Origin of the sequence: Clostridium massiliamazoniense, assembly GCF_001403635.1 — a bacterium.
Taxonomy (GTDB): domain Bacteria; phylum Bacillota; class Clostridia; order Clostridiales; family Clostridiaceae; genus Sarcina; species Sarcina massiliamazoniense.
This window is the reverse complement of sequence record NZ_LN879467.1, coordinates 600,271-625,112: the sequence shown is the minus strand read 5'-3', so window position 1 is coordinate 625,112 and position 24,842 is coordinate 600,271. Positions and strand designations below refer to the sequence as shown.

The 24,842-nt window shown below is 25.3% G+C and carries 24 protein-coding genes and 1 pseudogene; 8 read left to right on the top strand and 17 right to left on the bottom strand.

The genetic code is table 11. The features are described from left to right. The first annotated feature begins 531 nt into the window (after nucleotides 1–531). Nucleotides 532–1,005, top strand: coding sequence for a pyridoxamine 5'-phosphate oxidase family protein (locus ARA19_RS06730; RefSeq protein ID WP_055070203.1), 474 nt, complete (start codon nucleotides 532–534; stop codon nucleotides 1,003–1,005). A gap of 90 nt (nucleotides 1,006–1,095) precedes the next feature. On the opposite strand, the gene ARA19_RS06725 is transcribed toward ARA19_RS06730, so the two are convergent. Then, complete coding sequence (locus ARA19_RS06725) at nucleotides 1,096–1,860, bottom strand: carbonic anhydrase (protein ID WP_055070202.1); 765 nt, start codon at nucleotides 1,858–1,860, stop codon at nucleotides 1,096–1,098. 798 nt (nucleotides 1,861–2,658) lie between these two features. Between ARA19_RS06725 and nrdD the strand changes: the two genes are divergently transcribed. The 3 genes from nrdD (at nucleotide 2,659) to ARA19_RS18190 (ending at nucleotide 5,443) form a co-directional block, all read left to right on the top strand. Next, a complete protein-coding gene (nrdD, locus tag ARA19_RS06720; RefSeq protein ID WP_055070201.1) occupies nucleotides 2,659–4,782 on the top strand; it encodes an anaerobic ribonucleoside-triphosphate reductase in 2,124 nt (707 codons plus the stop codon). Nucleotides 4,783–4,944: 162 nt separating this feature from the next. After that, nucleotides 4,945–5,337, top strand: a complete 393-nt coding sequence (gene nrdG, locus ARA19_RS06715) for an anaerobic ribonucleoside-triphosphate reductase activating protein (RefSeq protein WP_341381950.1) — start codon at nucleotides 4,945–4,947, stop codon at nucleotides 5,335–5,337. Further along, nucleotides 5,312–5,443: a 4Fe-4S cluster-binding domain-containing protein gene (locus ARA19_RS18190; RefSeq protein WP_341381949.1), complete on the top strand. Its 132-nt coding sequence runs from the start codon at nucleotides 5,312–5,314 to the stop codon at nucleotides 5,441–5,443. Before nrdG ends, ARA19_RS18190 begins: the two co-directional genes overlap by 26 nt. 124 nt (nucleotides 5,444–5,567) lie before the next feature. On the opposite strand, the gene ARA19_RS17770 is transcribed toward ARA19_RS18190, so the two are convergent. Then, the gene (locus tag ARA19_RS17770) at nucleotides 5,568–5,732 is read right to left on the bottom strand and encodes a hypothetical protein (RefSeq protein ID WP_197276572.1); all 165 of its coding nucleotides are present in this window, start codon (nucleotides 5,730–5,732) and stop codon (nucleotides 5,568–5,570) included. Nucleotides 5,733–5,886: 154 nt separating this feature from the next. Then, the gene (locus ARA19_RS06710; protein ID WP_055070200.1) at nucleotides 5,887–6,312 is read right to left on the bottom strand and encodes an N-acetyltransferase; all 426 of its coding nucleotides are present in this window, start codon (nucleotides 6,310–6,312) and stop codon (nucleotides 5,887–5,889) included. A 195-nt stretch (nucleotides 6,313–6,507) separates the two neighbouring features. On the opposite strand from ARA19_RS06710, the gene ARA19_RS06705 reads away from it, so the two are divergent. Further along, nucleotides 6,508–7,476: a hypothetical protein gene (locus tag ARA19_RS06705; protein ID WP_055070199.1), complete on the top strand. Its 969-nt coding sequence runs from the start codon at nucleotides 6,508–6,510 to the stop codon at nucleotides 7,474–7,476. A gap of 144 nt (nucleotides 7,477–7,620) precedes the next feature. Here ARA19_RS06705 and ARA19_RS06700 read toward each other — a convergent pair whose 3' ends face one another. From ARA19_RS06700 to ARA19_RS06680, 6 genes and pseudogenes are all read right to left on the bottom strand, one after another. Next, the gene (locus ARA19_RS06700; RefSeq protein WP_055070198.1) at nucleotides 7,621–8,643 is read right to left on the bottom strand and encodes a sensor histidine kinase; all 1,023 of its coding nucleotides are present in this window, start codon (nucleotides 8,641–8,643) and stop codon (nucleotides 7,621–7,623) included. Nucleotides 8,644–8,647: 4 nt separating this feature from the next. Then, nucleotides 8,648–9,322 (bottom strand): response regulator transcription factor, encoded by a 675-nt coding sequence (locus ARA19_RS06695; protein WP_055070197.1) that lies wholly within the window; start codon nucleotides 9,320–9,322, stop codon nucleotides 8,648–8,650. A gap of 128 nt (nucleotides 9,323–9,450) precedes the next feature. Then, complete coding sequence (locus ARA19_RS06690) at nucleotides 9,451–11,976, bottom strand: ABC transporter permease (protein WP_055070196.1); 2,526 nt, start codon at nucleotides 11,974–11,976, stop codon at nucleotides 9,451–9,453. Next, the gene (locus ARA19_RS06685) at nucleotides 11,976–12,653 is read right to left on the bottom strand and encodes an ABC transporter ATP-binding protein (protein WP_055070195.1); all 678 of its coding nucleotides are present in this window, start codon (nucleotides 12,651–12,653) and stop codon (nucleotides 11,976–11,978) included. The genes ARA19_RS06690 and ARA19_RS06685 overlap by 1 nt, the downstream gene beginning before the upstream one ends. Before the next feature lie 180 nt (nucleotides 12,654–12,833). Beyond that, nucleotides 12,834–12,977 (bottom strand): hypothetical protein, encoded by a 144-nt coding sequence (locus ARA19_RS17535; RefSeq protein WP_157452235.1) that lies wholly within the window; start codon nucleotides 12,975–12,977, stop codon nucleotides 12,834–12,836. A 56-nt stretch (nucleotides 12,978–13,033) separates the two neighbouring features. Continuing rightward, nucleotides 13,034–13,252, bottom strand: a pseudogene (locus ARA19_RS06680) (NAD(P)-dependent oxidoreductase); the annotation flags it as partial. Nucleotides 13,253–13,907: 655 nt separating this feature from the next. Here ARA19_RS06680 and ARA19_RS06675 point away from each other — a divergent pair. Together ARA19_RS06675 and ARA19_RS06670 are read left to right on the top strand one after the other, a co-directional pair. Continuing rightward, on the top strand, nucleotides 13,908–14,354 hold the full coding sequence (locus ARA19_RS06675) for a peptidoglycan-binding domain-containing protein (protein WP_055070193.1): 447 nt from the start codon (nucleotides 13,908–13,910) through the stop codon (nucleotides 14,352–14,354). A gap of 122 nt (nucleotides 14,355–14,476) precedes the next feature. After that, the gene (locus ARA19_RS06670) at nucleotides 14,477–14,839 is read left to right on the top strand and encodes a VOC family protein (protein ID WP_055070192.1); all 363 of its coding nucleotides are present in this window, start codon (nucleotides 14,477–14,479) and stop codon (nucleotides 14,837–14,839) included. Between the two features lie 136 nt (nucleotides 14,840–14,975). On the opposite strand, the gene ARA19_RS06665 is transcribed toward ARA19_RS06670, so the two are convergent. The 6 genes from ARA19_RS06665 to ARA19_RS06640 all read right to left on the bottom strand — a co-directional run bounded on the left by ARA19_RS06665 (nucleotide 14,976) and on the right by ARA19_RS06640 (nucleotide 21,254). Continuing rightward, nucleotides 14,976–15,581: a methyltransferase gene (locus ARA19_RS06665; protein ID WP_055070191.1), complete on the bottom strand. Its 606-nt coding sequence runs from the start codon at nucleotides 15,579–15,581 to the stop codon at nucleotides 14,976–14,978. Nucleotides 15,582–15,649: 68 nt separating this feature from the next. Next, the gene (locus ARA19_RS06660) at nucleotides 15,650–16,306 is read right to left on the bottom strand and encodes an HAD family hydrolase (protein WP_055070190.1); all 657 of its coding nucleotides are present in this window, start codon (nucleotides 16,304–16,306) and stop codon (nucleotides 15,650–15,652) included. A gap of 158 nt (nucleotides 16,307–16,464) precedes the next feature. Continuing rightward, a complete protein-coding gene (locus tag ARA19_RS06655; RefSeq protein WP_055070189.1) occupies nucleotides 16,465–17,904 on the bottom strand; it encodes an exonuclease domain-containing protein in 1,440 nt (479 codons plus the stop codon). 280 nt (nucleotides 17,905–18,184) lie between these two features. Then, the gene (fliB, locus tag ARA19_RS06650; protein ID WP_055070188.1) at nucleotides 18,185–19,318 is read right to left on the bottom strand and encodes a flagellin lysine-N-methylase; all 1,134 of its coding nucleotides are present in this window, start codon (nucleotides 19,316–19,318) and stop codon (nucleotides 18,185–18,187) included. Between the two features lie 274 nt (nucleotides 19,319–19,592). Beyond that, nucleotides 19,593–20,327 carry a copper homeostasis protein CutC gene (locus ARA19_RS06645; protein WP_055070187.1) on the bottom strand — a complete coding sequence of 245 codons (735 nt, stop codon included), beginning with the start codon at nucleotides 20,325–20,327 and terminating at the stop codon, nucleotides 19,593–19,595. A 60-nt stretch (nucleotides 20,328–20,387) separates the two neighbouring features. Next, nucleotides 20,388–21,254 (bottom strand): Cof-type HAD-IIB family hydrolase, encoded by an 867-nt coding sequence (locus tag ARA19_RS06640; RefSeq protein WP_055070186.1) that lies wholly within the window; start codon nucleotides 21,252–21,254, stop codon nucleotides 20,388–20,390. Between the two features lie 234 nt (nucleotides 21,255–21,488). Here ARA19_RS06640 and ARA19_RS06635 point away from each other — a divergent pair, with 234 nt between their 5' ends. After that, a complete protein-coding gene (locus tag ARA19_RS06635; protein WP_055070185.1) occupies nucleotides 21,489–22,373 on the top strand; it encodes a DMT family transporter in 885 nt (294 codons plus the stop codon). Nucleotides 22,374–22,464: 91 nt separating this feature from the next. On the opposite strand, the gene ARA19_RS06630 is transcribed toward ARA19_RS06635, so the two are convergent. Then, nucleotides 22,465–23,430, bottom strand: a complete 966-nt coding sequence (locus tag ARA19_RS06630) for a tRNA dihydrouridine synthase (RefSeq protein ID WP_055070184.1) — start codon at nucleotides 23,428–23,430, stop codon at nucleotides 22,465–22,467. A gap of 105 nt (nucleotides 23,431–23,535) precedes the next feature. Then, nucleotides 23,536–24,795: a beta-N-acetylhexosaminidase gene (gene nagZ / locus ARA19_RS06625; protein WP_055070183.1), complete on the bottom strand. Its 1,260-nt coding sequence runs from the start codon at nucleotides 24,793–24,795 to the stop codon at nucleotides 23,536–23,538. Nucleotides 24,796–24,842 lie beyond the last annotated feature (47 nt).

Sequence of the window (24,842 nt, the reverse complement as noted above, 5' to 3'; positions counted from 1 at the left end):
TTAGAGGTCTTCTATTATCTCTTAATTATGTAATAATCAACCTCTTTATTTATATATGACTATTATACTCAACTTTATCAGATTAGTCATATATATTTATATTAAAAATAATTAAAATTTTTTACTACTTTTAAAATAAAAATTAAAAATCTAAATATCAGCTTATTATTTTAATAAAAAAGTATTGTTTTAAATATTGATTGAATAATCAATTATAATTTTTTGATTTATTTATATAAAACTTGATACAATATCATTTTTTCTTTTCTATTTTGCACACACATATATAAACCTTATGATAAGAAGCTTTTAATGAAGTTTTAAATAAATTAAATTTCATAAAAAGTGATTTTCTACTTATTTATATACAAAATTTATTTAGTTGTAATTAAAATATAAAAAGAATTATAAAACTAATTCTTAATTAAAAATATTAAAATTAAATCCTAAAATACTTAAACTTTATCCAAGATAATTACTTATGCTAGAATTAATTATATCCATATATTTAAATAGAAATGGGGTTTATATATGTTTCATTCAATGAGAAAAATAAATTTAGCGTTAAAAGAAAATGAAATTGAAAAAATACTTTTAGAATCTGAATATGGGGTTTTAGGAACAATCAGTAAAAATGGCTATCCATATACTGTTCCTATTAGCTATGTATTTATTGATGATTCAATTTATTTTCACGGAAGTACTTCCGGACATAAAATTGAAAATATAAATGAAAATAACAAAGTATCATTTACTATTGTAAGTAATACTAAAGTTTTGCCAAGTAAATTTACTACAGAATATGATAGTGTTATAATCTTTGGAACTGCTTGTGTAGCTACTGAAGCTGAAAAGAAAAAAGCTTTAGACAAATTCATTTGTAAATACTCTCCTGAATATTTAAGTGAAGGTGCAGAATATATAAGAAAAGCAAGTCATTTAACTAATGTGATTAAAATTTCAATTGATCATATTACAGGAAAATCTTACAAAGGAAATAAATAAAATCTAACAAATTAAAAGAACCCTATATAAAGTTTAAAAAGTAATTTTATATAGGGTTTATTAAAAAACTAAATATCTTATTTTTTTATTTTAAGAATTAAATTGAACTGTTCCATCTAAATCGTAGTAAGCTGTAACTACTTTTAATTTTCCTGCTTTAATTGCTTGTGCAACTACTGGATCTTTTTCTATTTCATTAGCTACATTTTCTGCATTCTTTCTGATTGCATCATCTACAGTTCCGTTCTTATTAATTGCTGGTTTTATTTCATCAACTAAGTCTTCTACATGGCCATGTGCTTTTTGTCCCTTAACAACATCATCATAAGCTGCTGTTACTGCACCACATTTTTCATGTCCCATTACAACTATTAAAGGTGTATGTAAATGATCTACTGCATATTCTATTGAACCTAAAGCTGAATCATCAACAACATCACCTGCAAGTCTTACATCAAATATATCACCAAGTCCAGCATTAAATACAAGGGCTGGTGTTACTCTAGAATCTGAACATGAAACTATTGTAGCATATGGATGTTGTCCACTTTCAAGTTCTTTTCTTCTCTTTGCATCAACATTATTAGGTTGTGATTTATCTTCTACAAATCTCTTATTTCCTTCTTTAAGTAAATTTAAAGCTTGATCAGGTGTTACTGTAGTACTCGCCTCACCATGACTTGTAGTTGTTGTAGCCGTTGTAGCTGTTGCCCCTGCCTTAGCAGTTGCTTTTGTATCTAATTGTTGTGAAGCAACTTTTGCAGTTGATTTTTTATTGCTTACACCTCTATAAATTCCATATCCTCCACATGCTATAACAGCAGCTATCACTATTCCAATTATCGCCTTTTTCACTTGACATTCCTCCAAATAAAAGTAAATTAATTTAATAACTAAAATGTAGTTTTATACTATAAATAAACTTACATTATAAATTGATTATTATAAAATATGGCTCAAAATATAGCCTCTTAACTTGACTATATTTTATCAATTAATTTTATAAATCCCCAAACTTTAAATGTAATTTTTATTTATATATTTTTTATTTATATTTAAAAAAATAAAACCTAATTTTAGAAACTATTATTCTTATTATTAATTAGACAATTTTTAAAGTAATTTAGTAATAATTTTATATAAATAACATAATACTACTAGTATTATGTTTATAATTTTAAAGTTATTTTTTTACATTTTTTCTGTTTAAAATAAGAGTATAAATTTTACTTTACAAAAAATCATTGTGTAATTAACGTAAAATTTATATATTTAACTATTTTTTAACTGTTTATCAAGTCATTTTTTGAAAATATTTTCTCTCATAAACAGTTGATATATTTTTTATTTTCAAAAAAAACAAATAATTTAAATGAACCTTTAACTCTATCTTAATTAATCCTTAATTTATCTCTATCTTAAAAAATATATAATAATGTATTCCCTATTTTTTATCCCTTTATAGATTTATATGACGAAAAAGAAAGAACTTAAAAGAATATTACTTAAAATTTAACAATATCTGCAGTTCAATATCTTGTATATCTATCAAAATAATAGTACAATATGATGTGTATTTTAAGACGATAATAATTATAAATAATACCTCAACTAGTTGTATGTGAGGTAATCATATGTTTAGGAGTGGTTTTAGTGGAAGTCATAAAGAGGGATGGAAGCACAGTAGATTTTAACAAAAGCAAAATAGAAGAGGCAATTTCAAAGGCTATGAAAAATGGTAGTGGTATTTATTTACCAGATATAGCAAGTTTAATAGCTACCGATAGTGAAAATTTTTTCAGTAAACATGAAGAAATAGCTACTATTTATAAAATAGAACAATATGTATATGATAGATTAGTTCATTACGGACAAGTAGAAACTGCTAAAGCTTATGAGGGATATAGAGCTGTTCAAGAGTTTAAAAGAAATACTAATACTACAGATGAAAGTATTTTAGATTTATTAAATAAACAAAATGAAGATGTTATGAATGAAAATTCTAATAAAAATCCCGTAGTTGCAGCGACTCAAAGAGATTTAATTGCAGGGGAAGTATCTAAAGATATTTCAAGAAGAAAATTAATTCCTGCTTACATAGTCCAAGCACACGACGAAGGTGCTATCCATTGGCATGATATGGACTACAGTTTATCACCTATGTTTAACTGTTGTTTAGTTAATTTAGAAGATATGTTCGCTAACTGTACTGTTATTAATGAGAAATTAGTTGAAGAACCAAAATCATTTAGTACTGCTTGTACTGTAGCAACTCAAATCATAGCACAAGTTTCATCAAATCAATATGGTGGTCAAAGTATCACTATTAAACATTTGGCTAAATACCTTAAGGTTACAGAAGAAAAAGCTTATAAACATTATTTTGAAATGTTAAATGATGAAAAACTAGCTAAAAAATTAGCTTTAGATACAAAAATGAAAGAACTTAAAGATGGTATACAAACTATAAGATATCAACTTTCAACTTTACAAACAACAAATGGACAAGCTCCATTTTCAACAATTTACCTAGAAATAGAAGAAGGACATCCATATGAAGAAGAAATGGCCTTAATATGTGAAGAAATGATAAAGCAAAGATTAGAAGGAATGAAAAACTATAAAGGTCAAGAAATTGGTGAAGCATTCCCTAAACTAATCTATCTACTAGATGAACATAATTGCCTTGAAGGTGGTAAATATGACTATATAACAAAACTTGCTGCTAAGTGTACAGTTAAAAGATTGGTTCCTGATTATCAATCTGCAAAGATGATGAAAAAAAATTATGAAGGAAATACATTCCCTCCAATGGGTTGTCGTTCACATCTTTCTCCATATAAAGATAACAATGGAGATTATAAATGGTACGGAAGATTTAACCAAGGTGTTGTTTCACTGAACTTACCACAGATCGGAATTTTAGCTCAAGGAAATATGGATTTATTCTGGAAAATCTTCAATGAAAGATTAGACTTATGTAAGGATGCTCTACTTACTAGACATAAAATGCTTCTTGGAATAACCTCTGATGCAAGCCCAATCCATTGGCAATATGGTGCAATAGCTAGACTTGAAAAAGGTGAAAAGATAGATAAATTATTAAAAGATGGTTATTCTACTTTATCTTTAGGTTATGTTGGTATTTGCGAATTAACTTATGCAATGCTTGGAGTAAGCCACACAACTCCTGAAGGAGAAAAATTTGCTTTAGAAGTTATGAATCACATGAATGCTAAATGCAGCCAATGGAAAGAAGAAACTGGACTAGGATTTAGTTTATATGGAACTCCTGCTGAAAGCTTAATATATAGATTCTGTAGAATAGATACTGCAAAATTCGGAAAAATAAAAAATGTAACTGATAGATTATATTATACTAATTCTTATCATGTTCATGTATGTGAAGAAATTGATGCTTTCACTAAATTAAAATTTGAATCTCAATTCCATGATATTTCTTTAGGTGGTTGTATATCATATATAGAAGTACCTGATATGAGCAAAAACGTAGAAGCTGTTGAAAGTATAATAAACTTTATATACCACAACATCCAATATGCTGAAATTAATACTAAGCCAGATATATGCTATAAATGTGGATATACTGGTGAAATCCAATTAGATAAAGAAACTTTAAGTTGGTATTGTCCATCTTGTGGCAATCATGATGAAGATGAAATGCAAGTTATGAGAAGAACTTGTGGATATATTGGAACCAATTTCTGGAACAAAGGTAGAACAGCCGAAATTGGAGATAGAGTTCTTCATTTATAATAAAAAATCTAACTCTTAAGTTCTGGTAAGAAAGCTATTCTTGCTAGAACTTATTATTTATCTAATAACTAGTGTCTATAATATTTCAATCTTCTATAAATTTAAGACAAATAGATACAGTTTCTTAGATAATTGAAAGCTAATTACTTAGGAGGATTTGCAATGAATTATGCACAAATTAGAAAATTAGATGTTACTAATGGTCCAAATATTAGAACAACACTTTTTGTAAGTGGTTGTACTCATAATTGCAATGGCTGCTTTAATAAAGATCAACAAAACTTTAATTATGGTACACCTTTTACTAAAGAAACTGAAGATGAATTTATTAAATTAACTATGAATCCTATGGTTAAAGGAGTTAATATTCTTGGTGGAGAACCAATGCAGCAAATTAAAGATAATACTTTATTAAATCTATTAAGAAGAATAAAAAAAGAAACAAAGAAACCTATATGGATGTGGTCTGGTTATACTTTTGAACAAATTATAGATAATCCAAAAAGATTAGAATTATTAAAAGAAGTTGATGTTTTTAATAGATGGAAAATTTGAAATAAAAAATAGAAACATAAGTTTAAAATACAGAGGCTCTTCTAATCAAAGAGTTATAGATGTAAAAGAAACTCTAAAAGAAAAAGAAATAATTGAAATACTTTAATTGGATACACAAAGTATTTTACAGACTTAAAACTATTAATATTCTAAAAAATCAGAGACTCCTTTTAAGTATCTAGACAATCTTTTAGTTACTTAAAAAGGAGCTTTTAATAATACAATGAAAATTAATCATCACTACAAACACAGAAAGAATTTTGAATTCTAATATACTCTTCATCTGATAAAGCTTCTAAGTACTTATCAAAATGTTCTTCATTACAAAAGTATCCTACCTTATTTGATAAGTAATCATTTTCCAAGTTTTCACCACAAAATAAACATTTCTTCATATTTGTCACTTCCTAATCTATATCGTTTTTAAATAAACTAATCATAGTACTTATTTTTATTAATAAACTTAATAGCTCTGACTATATCACAAATAAAAATTTTAATTCTCCATATGGCCCTCTTCTATTTTAAAATATTTTTTACCATATTAATTTAATGTTTTTTCATTATATATTCTTTAAATTTAGGATTTTCAGTTTCTTGTTCTTTAACTATTTTAAATCCTTTTTCTTGATAAAATTTAACGGCTTTTTCATTATCTTTATAAACAGCTAATTCTAGGTCTCCATATTTTTCACTTACATAATCTATTAATTTGCTTCCAATTCCTTCTCCTTGGTAATTTACATCTATAAATAAAGCTCCTATAAATTCATTCTCTATTACACTAATAAACCCCTTTATATTATCCTGATCAACATAGACAAAAGTCTCTGATATTGGTAAATATGTATTTTTTACAGTTTCATAATTATCTTCCCAATATTGTTTATCAATAAAATCATGCGCTTTTATAGTACTTTCTTTCCATATAGTCATTATTTTATTTACATCTTTATTTTCTGATTTTCTTATCATAAATAGTTCTATCTCCTTAAAATTAATAGCTTTATTATAGCATATTAGCTAATGTTAATAAATTTCTTCTAGTTATTATAGAATAAAACTTCTTAGTTAATTTGTCTTAATTTAAATTATTTATAAAAATAAATGCATACTCTTTACAAATATGCTATAATTTACTTCGGTATTTTAAACAAAGGAGAAATAAAAATGAAAAAAGCTATAATATCATTAATAACATTAGCTATTATTGCATTTGGTGGTTCTTATGCTTATGCTGCATCAAAGGAAAATAATCAAAACTTTAATAGTAATGGAACTGTAACAACACAAAACAACAACTCAACTAACAATTCACAACAAAATAACAGTTCTATTAACAGTTCTAATCAAAATGTTAATATGACTAATAATCTAAAATCTAGTCCTATTAATAATTCTACAAGTAAAAATAACTTAGATACTAACAATAATACTATTGCTCACAATAATAGAAGCAATTCTACTAATATTACTAATACTACCCCTTTTACTGTTTCACCTAACTTTACTAATGATGAATTAAATACAATTTACAATATATGCAAATCTGAAAGCTATTTTTTTGGTTCTGGTTCAGCAACTTTAATAATAAATCCAAACTATTATTCTATAGTTAATGGCGAAAAATATTACGCTATATTCAATAATATTATTCCAGAAACTAATTATTTTATGGCTGGAGTTCCACCTTTCCCAAATAAATCTGGTAACTTTTCTTGTGAAAACTTTGTTGGGTTTATGAATGAATATGGTAATAAAATATCTTTTAATGCATTTTTAAATGGACAAGTGTCATTTAATCCAAATAACCCTAATAATTTAACTTCAAATGATATAAGCAATATGTTAAGAAAGATAGCAATTACCTATGCTGATAGTATTTGTATTTCTGGAACAAATAATAATATTTTAAATAATAATTTGAATAACTTTACTAAAAATATAACAATAAACTTAAGCAACACAAAAATTATAAATGGTGAAACTTATTATGAAGTTGAATATGAACCAAATGAACCATTTTACATATCACTTACAGGACGCATTTATGTTGCCCAAGAACATTATTTAGCTCCTATATTCCCAGTTCCATCAGCAACTAACACCCAAGTATATAAAGCAGAGCAAGGTGCTTAATCTATATAATAAATAAAATGGCAAGGGATATCCCTTGTCATTTTTATTTATTCTAATATTTATTACTTAATTTAAATTAAGCTTTAAACTCTATAGTTAAATTTTAATTTATTTCATTCTAAACATGTTAAATTAATCTATCTATCAAATGTCCTTTTTAAAGAATAAAGAAAAAATTGTTCCTTTTTCATTAGAAGAAACCTTAATATATCCACCTTGTCTAGATATTATTTCTCTTGTCAAATATAAGCCTATACCTAGCCCCTCTTCCTCTGTAACATTTTGACCACGATAAAATCTAGTAAATATTTTTGGTAACTCTTCTTCACTTATCCCCATTCCATTATCTTCAATATCTACTCTTAAAAATATTTCATAATTTGTTATTTTTATCTTTATCATACCATTGCTTTTTGTATATTTTACTGCATTTTCTATAACATTAAATATAGCTTCACTTGTCCACTTTTTATCATGGATTATATTAACTTGTTCCACCTTTTGAACTTCAATATTTATATTTTTATTTTTCGCCTTTTTTTGTACATTCTTTAAAGCATTAAACAATGTCTCATTTAATGGTGCTAACTCTGGCTTCAATTGTATTACTCCACTTTCTAATCTAGACATCTTTATCATGTTTTCGATTAAAAAACTCAACCTATTTAATGATAATAAAATTATTTCATTAAATTCTTTCCTTTCATCCTCACTTAAATTTTCATCTTGTAAAAATTCTCCATACATTCTTAAGTTGGTCAAAGGAGTTTTTAACTGGTGGGCTATATCTGAAATTAATGACTTAATTTCATTTTTCTCACTTTCTATTCGCTTATTCTGATTCTTTAATATATTAGTTAACTTATTAGTTTGAAATTGCAATTTTCCTAAAATAGTATCCTCTACTGTTGAAAATACCTCTTCCTCTCGCATATCTATAATAGCAGTTAACATATTAGATAATTGTTCAAAATTACTTTTCATATGCCTTTTATATAACTCTTCATAAAGAAAAAATCCACCAACTATAAAAAAAGAAAAAATTAATATAACTATTGATATAAGTAAATTTACCTCTAAAAAATAAACTAAGATATTTAATATAATTACTAAAGATATAACACCAAATTTAAACACTTTGTTTATTCTATCAAAACTCACATCCATAAATTTATTCCCCAAAACTATACCCAACACCAAATACAGTAATTATATATTCTGGACTTTTAGGGTCCTTTTCTATTTTCTTTCTAAGACGCCTTATATTAACGCTGATAGTATTCTCATCAACAAAATTCCCATTACTATCCCAAATTTTTTCTAAAATTATTTCTTTAGTAATTACCTTTCCTTTATTTTTTGCAAAAAGCTCTAATAATTTAAATTCCGTAGCAGTTAAATTAATTTCTTTATTATTAATATAAACAGTCATTCTTTGAAAATCTATTTTTAAATTTTTATATTCAAAAATACTTTTATTTATCCGTTCTTTTCTTCGAAGAGTTGCATTTATCTTATATTTAAGTAACTCTACTGAAAATGGTTTTGCTATATAATCATCACAACCTCCTTCAAAGCCCTTAACCATATCTTCTTCAGTATCATTTGCTGTAAAAAATACAATAGGAAACTCTGCTTTCTCCCTTATTTCCTTGCATAAGCTTATCCCATTACCATCTGGTAAATTAATATCTAAAAGTAAAAAATCTATTTTTTTACTTAAAATAACTTGCATTGCTTCCGCCCTTGAATATGCTGAGATAACTTCATATCCTTCCTTTCTTAAAGCAAATGAAACACCTCTATTGAGTAACCTGTCATCCTCTACAATTAAAATACTCTCCATCCTAATCTCCCCCTATATAATAATTATATCAAAGAATATAGGGCTACCTAGCGGCACCCCTTAAACTTTTTATATTTTTAACATTTACTGTATATTTTAATTATTAACTCTATGCCATTTAGACTTTCTTAATTCTCTATTTCTCTAAGTCTTTCTGTAACAGTTTTTTTCGCACCTATTTTAAAGACTACACTTGGAGTTATTAGACATACTAAAAATATACAAATTATTAAAATTACTAGTGGAATTATTGGAAATATAAAAGTTGCATAATCTGCTATTGACTTTGATAATGTTGAAACTCCATATATTACTCCTAATCCTATAGTTAACATAAAAACACTACTTATTACTGCATAATAGACGCCTTCATAGGTTAATACTTTTTTGATTTGTTTTTTTGTCATTCCTATGCTCTCTAATATAGCTAATTCTTTAAGTCTAGCATTTATCCCTGTTATCATTACATTTATAAAGTTTAATAGCCCTATTAAAATAAGTATTAGTGAAATACCTCCACCTAAAATATTTATAGTCATTTTCATACTTTTAATTCCTTCTATTTTTTCTGTTTTTGAACTTAACCAAGTTCCTGTTACACTTGTCAAACTTTCTAATTGTTTTTTTATGCTACTTTCATAACTAGGTTCTACATCTATATATACCATATAATTAACAAATTTATTATTTAATTTTTCTAAGGTATCTATACTTACATAAATAACAGGCATCCATGGTAATTTTGGTATTGCCCAACCTGTTAATACATCTTCCTTATCATCAGCTATCACCATAGAAAATGTCCCCTTTTCTTCTTTGTCCATTGATTGTAAAACTAATGACTTTCCGCTTAATTCATTATAATCATAAGAGTTTTCCTTAACATATGGTTCTTTAATTAAAGCTAAATTTCCATCCTTAAAATCTTTTAAGTTTATTTTATTTTTTGTATTCTTATTGTAATCTTCAATTTCTTTATCAGTAACTCCAACAATCCAAGTAGAACTATTATTTGAATTTTTCTTCATAGATTCTATAACTTTATTTATTTCCCCCTCATTCATTCCGTCTTTTTTCAAACTATCTTCTATTATTTTTACAAAAGCACCATTATTTAAATCAATATTCATCTTTGCTAATTTAGTAGAAGTAACTCCAGTTACTCCTTTCATATTTTTTATACTTTCAATATCATCATCAGTTAATTTTTCACTTAACTGATTATCTTCAATTTGAAAATCATTTTTAATATATTTCTTAATATAATTATTAATATCTATGCTTTTTACAAAAGTACTTACACTAAGAAAAGTTAATATTCCCATAAATAATGATAAAAATACTATAAAAGCCCTCTTTTTATCTCTAAAAACATTATACCAAGCCATTTTATATAGTTTTCCACCATTATTGGACATTCTAATATTCCTTTGTTTTTTAGGTGTGCTTCCTATATATCTTAAAGCCTCTATTGGTGAAATAGTACTTGCTATTTTAGCTGGTTTCTTACAACTTAGTACTACTGTTAAAAAAGAAAATAAAGTTGCCCCTATGAAAATTATAGGATTAAAAGAAACCTCACTAGGCATAGCACCACCCATAGTACCATCAAAAAAATTCTTAATAGCAAGTGGAACTATTCCAAAGGAAACTATAGCTCCTAAAATTAGTCCTATAAAAATTCCTACAATGGACAACTTTAAAATTTGCCCTTTTACTATCTTTCTTATTTGTCTTGGAGAAGTACCTATAGTCTTTAATAATCCATAAAAATTAATATCCTTAATTACCGAAATATACATAACATTATAAATAAGTAAATACCCACTTAAAACAAGAAAACCAACTATGATTAAAACTAAAGCAATTACTTTAATTGAAGATTTTAAAGAATCCTCATTTAAGTTACCTCTAAATTTAAATTCTTGTCCTGAATTTAAATTTATTTTTTCCTTTAAAGTATTTTCAATAGTTCTCTTATATTTATTTTTAACAGTCATATATAGTCTTCCATCTTTCTCTAATGATAAATTATTTTTATCTACAAACTCTTTAGAAACTAATATATATCCTGTATCTGCTGTATAAGCGTAATTAGTATAAACTCCACTTAGTATAAAATCTCCACTTTTCCCTTGATCTTTTATATTATAAGAAATATTAATTTTATCTCCTATTTTAGCTTTATTTAGTCCTAAAAATTCTAAAGCTTTTCTTGACATCATAATCTCATTTTCCTTAGTTGGATAAGTTCCTTCAACATCACTTATACATGGTTTAATTTGCTTGTTCCAATCTTCATCACTATAATATTGCATATATACGTTAATTTTATTATTATTTGAATTAAGTAAATCTATCTTCCCAACATTTATTTCATATCCAATAGATTTAAAAACTCCTAACTTCTCAATTTCTTCTAACTGTTTTGGAGTTACTTTACTAAGAGCCACATTAGAAACATTTCCTTCCATTCTTAATTGCATAGTTTTATAATTTTGTATAAAACTAATTCCTATGCTGAAAACGGAAGAAATCATAAAAGTAGTCAAAACTATAGCAATTATAGCAAATATATTTCTAATCCTATTTGATTTTAAAGATGCATCTATAAGTTTTTTAACAGCTTTATTATTATTATTTTCAAACTTCATTAAGCCCTACCTCCTACAGTAACCTTTCCATCCTCTATTCTTATAATTCTATCTGCCATTTGAGCTATTTCTTCATTATGAGTAATCATAACCATAGTTTGATTAAATTGTTTACTGGTTATTTTCAATAATCCTATAACATCAAGACTAGTTTTACTATCAAGATTTCCAGTTGGCTCATCAGCCAAAATAATAGTAGGTTTAGTTGCAAGGGCCCTTGCTATAGCAACTCTTTGTTGTTGTCCTCCCGAAAGATTATTAGGCATATTATTTAATTTTTCCTTTAATCCTAAGGTATTTATTATTGAATTGATATAATGATTATCTATTTTTACTCCATCTAATTCTATTGGCAATACAATATTTTCATAAACATTTAAAATAGGTACTAAATTATAATTTTGAAATATAAATCCTATATTTCGTCTTCTGAAAATCGTAAGTTCTTCATCTTTCATATTATTAAGGTTCCTATTTGATATAATAACTTCTCCATTAGTTGATTTATCAAGACCTCCAAGCATGTTTAATAAAGTTGATTTACCACTTCCAGATGTTCCTATAATTGCAACAAATTCTCCTTCATTTATATCTATATTGACATTATCTAAAGCTCTAACTATATTAACTCCATTTCCGTATATCTTAATTAAATTATTTGTTTTTAAAATACTCATTTTCTTTACCTCCCATTTTTTCTCTTTACACCTTGTATTTTACATATAACTTCTTACAAACTCCTTACATTAAGTTAATTTATAAAAATTATCTCAAGGTATATGTTTATTTTTCTTAGATTAATAATTTTTTAATATACAGTAGGACTAATAATAGCTAAAATAAATTTAAGTGAGATACTAAAACAATACAAAAGGTGATGCTGGAAGTCCTATTGCAATTGGAATTGCTTCTTTAACTGAAGCTGTATCAAAGTTTGGATGTAACAATGTATCTAATTGTTTTGCTTCAACCTTTAATATAGCTTCTTCTTTAGTAAGCATACTTTTATTCTTCTAATTGAAAAATTGGCATAGGTGTTCTTATTCCTGCAACAACTTACACAATTTTCTTTGCATTGTTTATCATGTGGATAAACTACAGAACAAATTATAGATAAAGGATTATTTTCAAACAATATACTTCTACTTTCTGTTAATTTATTTTCTTTGTACAATTTCATTATCTTTGGTATAGGTGTGTTAATATGACAATTACTCTTACATCTAGGTTTTTTACATAAAAGACATCTTTCTGCTTCTAATAATAAACTCGTCACTATATATACCCCTCCTTATTTAGACTACTCTTTTTTTCGAAATATAATAATTAAAGTTCTTTAATTATAAATAAAGTATATACTTTTTAAATTTATTTTAAAGTTTTTTTCTAAATTTCTCTTTCTCTTTTCAAAATAAAAGCTTCATATCTACTAATTTATTATTAATAACCTTATAAAACTATATTTTAAATAATTTTATATACTGTATAAAAATTTATTTAATTTATTAAAAAATAAAATATCTTCATAAGTATAATCTTCTATGTAAATTACTATATCTTTTCCATATAATATCTATTTTTATTTCTAACTCACCATTTTATATTTTTATTATTTTAATACTAATAGAAAAATTTTATTATCATAATAATTTTTTTATATTATATATTTATTACTTTTATTTTTAATTTTATATTTATATATAAATATGCTAATTATCAACATTTAATATTTTTACAATAACATACTATAATAAAAATAAAGAGTATTCTTTATCATCAAATTGAATAGCATATTTGAATATACTGTATTTACTATAAATTAAATTTTATTTAAAAATTATCCGTATAGTTTATTCACTTCTAAGTGATAAAAATTTAACAATTTCAAATACTAATAATATTAGATAAAATACATTTAATGAGGTGTAAAAATGAGTGTAGAAATTCAAAAATTAAAAGATGAAAAAATTAAAGATATACAAGATTATTTAAATTGCAGATATTCTAAAGAAAGGGGTTTTTTAATTTCTTGCGATGGTTTATATAATAAAGAATTAACTATTGCATTAATTTATGCTTTACAAAGATTAGAGGGGTTCCCTGTTTCTATTTGTAATGATTTTGATGGAAAGCTTCTTGAAGGGATAAAAAATAATCTTCCTATATTAATACCAGGTGAAAAAAATGATTTTGTTACACTTCTTCAACATTATTTATATTGTATAGGATATAAAGAAATCCAATTTACCGGAGTATATGATAACTCAACTAAAAATGCTGTTTCTAATTTTGCTCTTTCAAATAAATTAGGAAATATAACTATAGTCATTCCTAAAGTTTGGGAATCTTTAGTAGAAAATTTGTTATATTTAAATTAAGAATTTTTTATACTTACAAACTAAATAAATTATAATAACTAATTTTGTTAATTCCATATAATGATAATCTCTAAATAAAGTGTTATTATTATATAAGATTATATTTATTTAGGAGGATTTTTATGAAATTATTATGGAACACAATACACGTAAATAACTTAGAAGAATCAATAAAATTTTATGAAAATATTTTAAACCTTAAAATATCTAAAAAATTTAATATTGGCCCTGTTGAAATCGCTTTTTTAAAGGCTGGCGAAGTAGAAATTGAATTAATAAAAGATAAGGAAGGGGATAATCTTTCTCACAGTGAAAATATATCAATGGGCTTCAAAGTCGATTCTATAACTACAATGATAGAAAAAATAAAATCAGAAGGTATAAACATACATAGCGGTCCTTTTGAACCAACACCTCATATAAAATTCTTTTTTATTAAAGATCCAAATGGTGTGTTAATTCAATTAGTAGAAGAAATCCAATAAAAACAACTTAAATAAAAAGGATTATCCTTAAAATGAGATTTTTCTTCATTTAAAGATAATCCTTTTTAGTTTAATAATCTAATTCAAATTTTAACTAGTTAACTATACTTGAAGGTTAAATTTACTTTAATTCCAACTAAATTTCAAATTTATATATTAAAATTCTATCCCTATTATCATTATTAAACTTATCTAATCTTATCTCTTTTTCTAAATTAAAAAGTGTATATTGTTCTAAAAAGAATATATAATCATCAGATGGATAAAACAATATAATTTCTATCTCTCTATTATTTTCATATACTGATCCTAAAATATTATCTACAACTTTCATAAATATCTCTACTGAAAATGGATTGAAAAAATAAAATTTATTATCTTCTTTATTAATTATATATTTTTCTGCTAATATACAAATAAAATTTACTTTCTCTTCATCTTTTTTATATTTTTCTAAATAAGACTTCCTATTTTCTAAGGCTTGTTTATAAAAATAATTATTCATCTCGATTCCTGTTGTCTTGCATTTATAAAAGTAATTCAAATAAAAGTTTAATCTTCCTTTTCCACATCCAAAATCAACTACTGAATCAGTACTTTTAAAATTATATTCCTTACATAACTTATTTAATACATCATAATCTGTAGGTTCATATCTATTGTAATGAATAGTTGTTTCATTTAAATCTTGTTTTCCTGTAGTCTTTATATTTAATATATTTTCATAATGTTGTTCGTCCATATATTCTTTCCCTTGTTACTCCTTCTTTTATCTCATATCTAAAAGCTATTTATTTTCTATTTTTTTTATTAATTTAAATATATATCCTTTTCAATCTCTAATCCCAATATTTTTAAAATATCTCTTGGTTCGTTTAAATTATAATCTGCTTTTATTTCTGTTAAGTCTGTAGCTCCCCATACAGCTAGAGCAAAATCCATTCCAGCATCTTTTGTTGCTTTATAGTCTGCAATTGTATCCCCAATATACATTGCATCTTTTGGTTTTATATTTAACATCTCAATAACCTTTAATAGTGGTTCCGGATGAGGTTTATGATTTTTTGTATCTTCTGCTAAAATAACAGATTTCATATAATGTTGTAACCCAGTTTTAAAAAAGTCAATTTCATATTGAGCCTTTGTTTTTGAACTTGAAATAGCACAAATAATTTCATTTTTATCTAGAGTTTTAATAACTTCATCAAAACCCTCATATAATTTTGCACCTTCTTCATATTCATTAACATATTTAACCCATTTGTCATAAGAATTCTCAATATCTTTGAATCCTATTAACTCTAATGTCTTTTTCCCTGCATAAGCTCTGTATTTTAACAAATCACTATATGGTATATCCTGATTTAACTCTTCTTTAATTAATTTTTGTAATGGTATTATATTCATTTTTTCTGTATCTAACATCGTCCCATCTAAATCAAAAATTATACATTTATATTTTTTCATACATTACTCCCCCCGTAATATAACAACTTTTTTAAGATTTTTTATCACTAATCTCTTAATTGCAAAATATTAATCTCTACTATTTAATAAACTTAAAGCAAACTTCTAACTTAATTAACCATATATTAAATTTCATAAACTATAAAAATTAAAAACCCTTACTTTTCAATTAATGAATCAAATCTATTAAAGTTTGAATCTTGCATTTGCTTTAAATACTCCCCTCTTATAGAATGGAGATTACCTTCAATTTCTATAACAAGAACATCTATATCAAAATACCCTAAAATTGAGCATTGAACTGCTTTATTAGTATACAAGCCTTTATAATAAAACTTTTTATTTGCATCTGTAGCCTTAGGTGAAAGCAATTTATATTCCTTTAATTTTTCCAATTTTTCTTCAACAGAATTAAATGTTATCCATCCTTCTTTAGGTTTTATATATTTTTCTTTTCCTAATTTTGATATTGCTATTTCCTCTTCAATATTATCTTTCTTATTACCTTCAATTAAAAGATCAAATGATAATTGTTCTGAATCTCCTACAATATTAGTTCTATTTTTCTCTTCTATCTTCTTATTTTTTATATGATTATCTTCTTCTATACTTTTACTAATTTCTATTTTTTTCTCTTCATTATTAGTAATAATCTCAATATTTAAATCTAATAATTTTATAAATTCATCTTCATTTATTATTTTAATTTCTCCACCCTTATTAAGCTTTTCCATAGCTTTTGTATACTTTGTGGTATTTATAGAAGGTTCTTTATATTCATTTAATCCAACTACAAGATAATCAGTTGCTTTAACAAATCCATCTTTAAATATTCCACCTAAATCAACCACTCTTTGTGCTGCAACCTTTTTGTCTACTTTTACAAAATCTCCAGTTGTAACAAATATCTTTTTATATGCTGGATGTTCTACATCAAATTCTGTATTTAATGTAATTAAATCACTAGCTTTAAATGTATTTTGCTTAAAGAACTTTCTTTTAAAAGGCTTATCTTCTTCTCTTATAGAAAAATTCTTTACTTCTAATTTTAAATCTTTTTCTAAGAACTCCATTGTTATAATTTTTTTATCTTTCAATAAATAGGTGAATATTTTCAAGCAAACTAAAGCATCTTCTTTAGCGTTATGATGCTCAAAGCTTATTCCAAGTTCATCAGCAATACTTTTAAGACCATACCTTAAAACTAAACCATTTTTCTTATAAGCTTCCATAGTACATAAATAAGAAAACTTATCAATCTTTATATTATATTTTGCTGCTAACTTACTTAATATAACCATATCTGCTGATGTATTATGTGCAATAACTAAGGTATTATTATTGATTAATTTAGACACTTCATCCCAAACAATAGGAAAAGTATCTTTATCTTTGACCATCTCTGGTGTTATATTATGAATAGCTATATTTCCATCAGAAAAATGACTTTCTGGATTAATTAAAATTTCTCTATTTAAAATTATTTCCCCATCTTCTAGCAAAGCAACTCCTACGGAACAAGCTGTATTATTACTACTATTTGCTGTTTCAAAATCTATAGCTAAGACTCTATTAAAACTTCCTTTATTCAAGCTCATACAAATTCCTCACTTCATTTCTTATATTCCTCTATAAACTAAAATTTAATTTATTAAACTAACTATATCTTATCATAATCTAAACCATCATAATATAAAAAAACCCTTTAGGTAGTATCTAAAAATAGATTTTCTTCCTAAAAGAACTTTTTTAATCTTATCTAATGACATTTCTATCTTCTATAAGTAGAAAATAAATAACCTCATACTTCTCTACAAATTTAATTAAACTAATATAAAATCAAAATTCCACCTGAATTAAGTCTATTAATAAAACTATTTAAAATAAGCCTATAAAGCACAAATAACCAATCTCAAGAATTTCATTTCCAAATCCTTCTCTAAGAAATTCTAATACACTTTCTATGTTATTATCAATAACTCTTGAAAAAACTATAATATAATCTTTTATATCTTTAATATTCACTTCTTCATTTTCATTCATTAAAATTTCTAAATATACAGCATACCTTACTAGAATGTATTCTAGTATAATAATTTGAAAAGCTGTTATCATATGTTCTATATCCTCATTAACACAACTACTTAAAATTTTAGATATAATACAGTTTTCAAGTAATTTATTATGCTCTTCAAATAAAGTTTTATATTTATTCCAATTCTCTGAAAGAATTTCAATATGAACCGCCTCTCCAAACTCTCCTATAGGTCCTAATAATTCTTCTAATCCTGAAACTTCCTTATAATTTTCTATAATATCTAAAAATAAACAGCTTAATTCTTCCATAGATTCATCTATATTAAAATCTATTTCTTCATATGCTTTTATAAATTCCATTATATACTCTACGTTTTCGTATTTTTTTAATTCACTTATTAATATATCTTCCTTAACATTTTTACTTTTTAATATATTTAAAAGCAATTCAAAGGCAATAATTAATTTTTTTTCTAATGATATTCCATCATATTCTACAATATTAATTAGAGCCTTTCTTATATTTAACTCTAATAAATTATCCTTACAATCATTATGATTTTCTGAAATCATAATAATCTTCCCATTTTCTTTTTCTAAAAGCTCTACTACTTCTGGACATGCACATGATAAGGAAAACTCCTTTTTATATCCAAAATTATTCTCTATTCTAGGAAAACTATGACAAGTTGATGATAAATACTCTTCCCCATGACTTTTCACTATTTGACATAAGCCATTATCATCTAACATAGGGCATTTTTCATGAGTTTCCTTATTTATAAAATACTCTTTCTTATCTTTGTATTCTTTTATTTTTATATTATCTAAAAGATAATTTAAATTATAATTTTCCTTCCATTTATTATATGTACAAGTATCAACAAATACATCCCAACCTTCACAACAAGTAAAGTTACATTTATCAGCTATGCACTTAAATTTATCATAAATTAAAATCTTTTGTATCTCCATAATTCATCTCCTTAAAATAAAAATTATATTAAATCAGTCTCAAATTTTTCTATTTTAAAATAAAATATTATATTACTATCATTGGCTTCTTTCTTTAATTTTCAACTCATTTTACAAGTAATTATAACATTAAATTATATTCTTTTTAATTAAATTAACAAAATCCTTCTTTATAATAATCTAAATCATTATAAGGAAGGACTTTAAAAATGTATTTTTTAGTTATTTAAAATTTATTAATTATTAACCAAAGCTATCCAAATAAGCATTTAGACTACTTTTCTATTTTTACTAACTGTTCCACTAAAGTTTTTGATACACAATCATAATCATTTTCATTTCCAACAGGCCCATAACAATAGTTTACATAATCTCCAGAAGTAGTTCTATCATAACACCATACTTTACAAGAAGAATGTATTTGATTAATTTTAGTATATTCCATTAACACCTTAACATTTGAAGCATTTATACCACTTCCTGCTAAGATCTCTATTTTGTCATCATATTGCTTTTGTAGCTTTTTAAGTAATTCTTTTCCATCTATCGCTTTTTCTCTTAATCCACTTGTAAGTAGACGATTTATCTTAAGATTTATTAGTTTTTCAATACTTTCTATAGGATTCCTCACACAATCAAAAGCTCTGTGAAAAACAGCTTCTTTATCATATTTTTTAATTAAATCAACCATTAATCTAGTTTTGTAAACATCAATGGTACAATCCTCATTTAAAAAACCAAAAGCTAGTCCATCAGCACCATTTTCTAATAAAATTCTAGCATCCTCCATTATTTGCTCAAATTCCATATCATTATAGCAAAAACCTGCTCCTCTAGGTCTAACCATACAAATTACCTTCAAATCAGTATTTTTTTTAGTAAGAATTAAACTTCCCAAAGTAGGTGTTAATCCCCCTAGATGTAAAGCACTATTAAGTTCTATACGCTTAGCCCCTCCAAGATATGCATTCATTGCATCTTCATAACTACCACAACATATTTCTATCATAATTTTTTCTCCCTCTCTTCATCATATAAACAAAATTAAATAATACATCCTTTTTTATTTTTAAATCAATCCAAAATGCTTCATAGCATGATAAAATCCGTCATTGTCCACACTTTCTGTTATATAACTACATATTTTTTTAATTTCCTCTGGTGCATTTCCCATAGCAATACTTTTAGGTGCATATTCTAACATTTCTATGTCATTATAATCATCACCTATGGCATATATATTTTCTTTATCAACATCAAAGTACTTTAAAATAACATCCATTCCAGTCTTCTTTGAAATTTCCTTTTCACAAATTTCTCCACCTGAAAAAAGTTTACTTAAAGAAAGTGAAACACACTTATATTTTTCTCCTAACTCTTCCACCACTTGTTTGTAGGAAATAGGAAGTTCATTACCATCATAAAGTACATCAGCTTCATAATAATGAATTTTATTAACCTCTAAATTACTTACATCTTCTATTTCCATAGTTCTATTTGATATCATAGTAAGCCTTTCAACCGCCTTATTATATTCATCATCAGAAATAATTCCTTTTTCAGGTATCTCAAATAAACGTAGGTATTTTTCTTTTTGCCCTTTTTTTATCCATATATAATCATTAGCTTCCATATTGTAAATAATATTGTACTTATCAAAGTATTCTACTAACTCTTTTAAACTTTCCTTTTTCATAGGTTTTGAATAAATTATTTCATTATTTACAACAACTGCTCCTCCAGCAGAACAAATTATATTTTCAAAATTCATATCTTTTAAGATTCCATCAATTGCTGGTAAAGCTCTTCCTGTGCTTAAAACTAAAATATAACCATTTTCCCTCAATTTCGTAAATGCCTCTCTAGTTAATTTCGAAATTTTATTATTTTTAATTATTGTTCCATCAGCATCAAAAAATACAATTCCTTTATTCACAGTATCTCCCCCATTATTTTATTAGTATTTAATTCCTTACTTTCTTTCTTAATTTATCTAAAATATTCCTAATTATTTATAGTTTAGCACTTAAAGTTAACTCCAAGTCAATAAGTTTTTAAAAAATACACTTAAATTTAAAACTAAAGCACTTTTTCTAAATCTTGATAAGTACTATGAATATGTTACAATGAGTACTGTTGTGACAAACAAATGAGAAAGAAGGTTAAAAAAATGACTAATGACAAAATTAAGGGAATTTCTTTGATAATAATTACAGCATTTTTATTATCACTAATGGCATTATTCGTAAAATTGGCAGGACACATTCCTACGGCCGAAAAGCTTGTTTATAGAAATACTATCAGTATTATAGTATCTTTCTTTATAATTTTAAAAACTAAAGGCTCATTTTTCGGTACTAAAGAAAGTAGAAATGGTCTCATAGGAAGGACAGTTCTTGGTACTATTGGACTTCTAGCAAAAATTTATGCTGTATCTCATATGCTTTTAGCTAATGCTACTATGCTTACGGAGCTTAGTCCTTTTTTCGTAATTATATTTTCATATATATTCTTAAAGGAAAAGCTAAAACCAATGCAAATATTTGCTATAACTATAGCTTTTATTGGAATGATATTTGTAGTTCATCCCTCTGGAAGTAAGTTTGAAATAATTGCAGCTCTTTGTGCTTTATTAAGTGCAATAATGGCTGGTGGAGCTTATACAACCATGAGATACTTAGGACCTATAGAAAAACCTGTAACCGTTGTCTTTTTCTATACTTTCATCTCATCACTTTTGTGTTTACCTTTCATGATTTACTCTTATGTTCCACTAAACGGAAAACAATTTCTTTTCCTTATGCTTGCAAGTGCAGCCTGTGCAATAGCAGAATTTACTGTTGTAAATGCATATAAATTTGCACCATCTAAGGATATATCCTTATATACTTATAGTGGAGTTATATTCTCCGCAATATTTGAATTTCTTATTTGGTTTAAACTTCCAACAGTTAATGATATAATAGGCTATGTTATTATAATATTTGCAGCTATTATGCTTTTCCTTTATGGAACTAAATTTAAAAATACTAATAAAAAAGCATTAACAAGATAAATAAAAATTCAAAGGGGTATGTCCGCAATTTTGACATGTCCCCTTTATCTTTTAAATAAAGAAATATATTTATCTAACAACTAGTACTGCTTTACTCTTTGTCACTAAATAAGCCAGCTCCTTCTACAATTTTTTGTTCTGCAAATAAGCTTGAAACAGCTCCTTTATAATCACTTAAATTTTGTGCCTTTTTTATTTTTTTAGCATATTTCTTATTATCTGAAAACATATAGATCATATATCCCCATAATTCCTTCATTCTAAATAAAGCATTTTTTTCTTCATTAAATACTTCTATATACTGATTTAAAATTTCATCATGGAAAGCCTTAAATACTTTTTTATCTATAATAGTATTATTTTTAATTTCACCCATTAATCCTGGATTGGCTATTGTCCCTCTTCCTAACATTACTGTTTCCACTGTTGGAAAAGTCCTTATTATTTCCTCATGATCTTTTGCTGTAAAAATATCTCCATTGTAACAAATTTTATTAGTACTTAAAGTCAATGCATCCTTAAAAACTTCTAAATTAGGCTTGTTTCCATAAAAGTCTTTTTGAGTTCTAGGATGAATAATCAATTCCTCCATAGGATACTCATTATAAATTTTTATTAATTCATAAAATTCTTCTGGACTATCTTTTCCTATTCTTGTCTTAATAGAAATTTTCATATCCTCTAATTTAAATATTTCTTCTAAAAATTTATGCAATTCTTCTCTTTTAGCTAAAAATCCAGACCCTCTATTTTTTGAAACAACCGTTCCAGCAGGACATCCTAAATTTAAATTAATTTCATTATACCCTAATTGTTGTAGTTTCTTAGAAATATAAATAAAACCTTCTGAATCATTAGTAAGTATTTGAGGAACTATGTTAATCCCTTCATTATTCTCAGGCAATAAATCTCTTAATTCCTTAGTTTTAAAACTTTTACTCTTATTAGGAACAATAAAAGGAGTAAAATATTTATCTATATCATGAAAAAATTTTTCATAAGTATTTCTATATATATATCCAGTAATTCCTTCCATTGGTGCTAAGTAATATTTCATTTTAATGTCTCCTTTATAACCGTTATAAAAGATATTATATCAGCCTTCTTTTTTCTTATCTACATAATTTAAGCTTGTCCTAAATTTGCTTTAATTTCTTAAAAATCACAAAGAAAAAGAGGCTACTTTTAATATAGCCCTTTCTCTTTTTACACTTAAACTATTTATTAAATTACTTATCCTTAAATTAATCTTGCTTATATCTATATTATTGCTTAAGATGTTATCCTTTAATCCATATTTATATTTTAATTTCAATATTTTATAAATACTTTCATTTAATCTTTCTTCTGTTAGTTCACCAGTACTTAAAGCTTCTTTAACTCTATTTATAGATTTAACTTGATTTTCGAAACCATTGCAAACTAAAACTAAATCTATACCTGCATTTATTGACTTTAATACAGAATCTTCTAAATTATAATTCTTTGTAATAGCTCCCATGGTCATATCATCACTAACAACTAAACCTTCAAATTTCAAATCTTTCTTTAAAATCTCTATAACATCTTTTGATAAAGAAGCTGGATTATTTTTATCTATTTCTGATAATACTATATGTCCAACCATAATTGCATCTGCTCTATTATTTATAGCTTCTTCAAATGGTTTAAATTCAAAATTTTTAAGTTCACTTAAACTCTTATGAACAATTGGTAATCCTATATGAGAATCAATAGAGGTATCTCCATGGCCTGGAAAATGCTTTGGAACTGCTATAATAGAATTCTCTTTTAAAGCTTTCACTTCAGCTACTCCCATTTTAGTTACTATATTTACATCATTACCAAAAGATCTACCTCTAATAATCGTATTTTGAGGATTACTATAAATATCTAATACAGGAGCAAAATCAACATTAAACCCTAAAATTCTAAGACTCTCACCTATAATATTCCCTGCATTTTCAGCTATTTCAACTTTACCTGTTCTACCAATATCAGCACTTGAAGGCATTCTCTTAAATTCTACAGGTATTCTAGTTACCCTTCCGCCTTCCTCGTCAACTGAAACAAATAGAGGATGTTTATTATTGCTATTTACAGACTTTAAATTATTAATTAAAGATACCGTTTGCTTTATATCAGAAACATTTCCATCAAATAATATTACTCCACCAACTTTATATTTTTCTATTAATTCTTTAATATTACTGTTTAATTCTTTTCCTTCAAAGGCAACGACAAATAATTGACCAATCTTTTCATTTAATGTCATAGAATTAATAAATTCATCAAAATTAACAGATTCCTTCATTTTTCCTGTAGGTATACTAGCATCCATAGAATTATTTCTTTTTATATCATTACAACTAATTAGGTTTAAAGATAATATAAAAATAACTAAAAAACAACTAAAAAACAACTAATTTTTTTCCTCATAAATTCCTCATTTTATAAAAATATCTTATT

Bases quoted from the DNA above. Each gene is read 5' to 3' on its own strand.
- ARA19_RS06665 (WP_055070191.1), bottom strand. From the start codon at position 15,581: ATGGACGAACAACATTATGAAAATATATTAAATATAAAGACTACAGGA.
- ARA19_RS06710 (WP_055070200.1), bottom strand. From the start codon at position 6,312: ATGATAAGAAAATCAGAAAATAAAGATGTAAATAAAATAATGACTATA.
- fliB (WP_055070188.1), bottom strand. From the start codon at position 19,318: ATGGAGATACAAAAGATTTTAATTTATGATAAATTTAAGTGCATAGCT.
- ARA19_RS06660 (WP_055070190.1), bottom strand. From the start codon at position 16,306: ATGAAAAAATATAAATGTATAATTTTTGATTTAGATGGGACGATGTTA.
- ARA19_RS17535 (WP_157452235.1), bottom strand. From the start codon at position 12,977: ATGCTTACTAAAGAAGAAGCTATATTAAAGGTTGAAGCAAAACAATTA.
- ARA19_RS17770 (WP_197276572.1), bottom strand. From the start codon at position 5,732: ATGAAGAAATGTTTATTTTGTGGTGAAAACTTGGAAAATGATTACTTA.
- ARA19_RS06700 (WP_055070198.1), bottom strand. From the start codon at position 8,643: ATGGATGTGAGTTTTGATAGAATAAACAAAGTGTTTAAATTTGGTGTT.
- ARA19_RS06675 (WP_055070193.1), top strand. From the start codon at position 13,908: ATGAGTGTAGAAATTCAAAAATTAAAAGATGAAAAAATTAAAGATATA.
- ARA19_RS06705 (WP_055070199.1), top strand. From the start codon at position 6,508: ATGAAAAAAGCTATAATATCATTAATAACATTAGCTATTATTGCATTT.
- ARA19_RS06695 (WP_055070197.1), bottom strand. From the start codon at position 9,322: ATGGAGAGTATTTTAATTGTAGAGGATGACAGGTTACTCAATAGAGGT.
- ARA19_RS06655 (WP_055070189.1), bottom strand. From the start codon at position 17,904: ATGAGCTTGAATAAAGGAAGTTTTAATAGAGTCTTAGCTATAGATTTT.
- ARA19_RS06690 (WP_055070196.1), bottom strand. From the start codon at position 11,976: ATGAAGTTTGAAAATAATAATAATAAAGCTGTTAAAAAACTTATAGAT.
- nrdG (WP_341381950.1), top strand. From the start codon at position 4,945: ATGAATTATGCACAAATTAGAAAATTAGATGTTACTAATGGTCCAAAT.
- ARA19_RS06670 (WP_055070192.1), top strand. From the start codon at position 14,477: ATGAAATTATTATGGAACACAATACACGTAAATAACTTAGAAGAATCA.
- ARA19_RS06685 (WP_055070195.1), bottom strand. From the start codon at position 12,653: ATGAGTATTTTAAAAACAAATAATTTAATTAAGATATACGGAAATGGA.
- ARA19_RS06630 (WP_055070184.1), bottom strand. From the start codon at position 23,430: ATGAAATATTACTTAGCACCAATGGAAGGAATTACTGGATATATATAT.
- ARA19_RS06730 (WP_055070203.1), top strand. From the start codon at position 532: ATGTTTCATTCAATGAGAAAAATAAATTTAGCGTTAAAAGAAAATGAA.
- ARA19_RS06635 (WP_055070185.1), top strand. From the start codon at position 21,489: ATGACTAATGACAAAATTAAGGGAATTTCTTTGATAATAATTACAGCA.
- ARA19_RS06645 (WP_055070187.1), bottom strand. From the start codon at position 20,327: ATGATAGAAATATGTTGTGGTAGTTATGAAGATGCAATGAATGCATAT.
- ARA19_RS18190 (WP_341381949.1), top strand. From the start codon at position 5,312: ATGTTTTTAATAGATGGAAAATTTGAAATAAAAAATAGAAACATAAGT.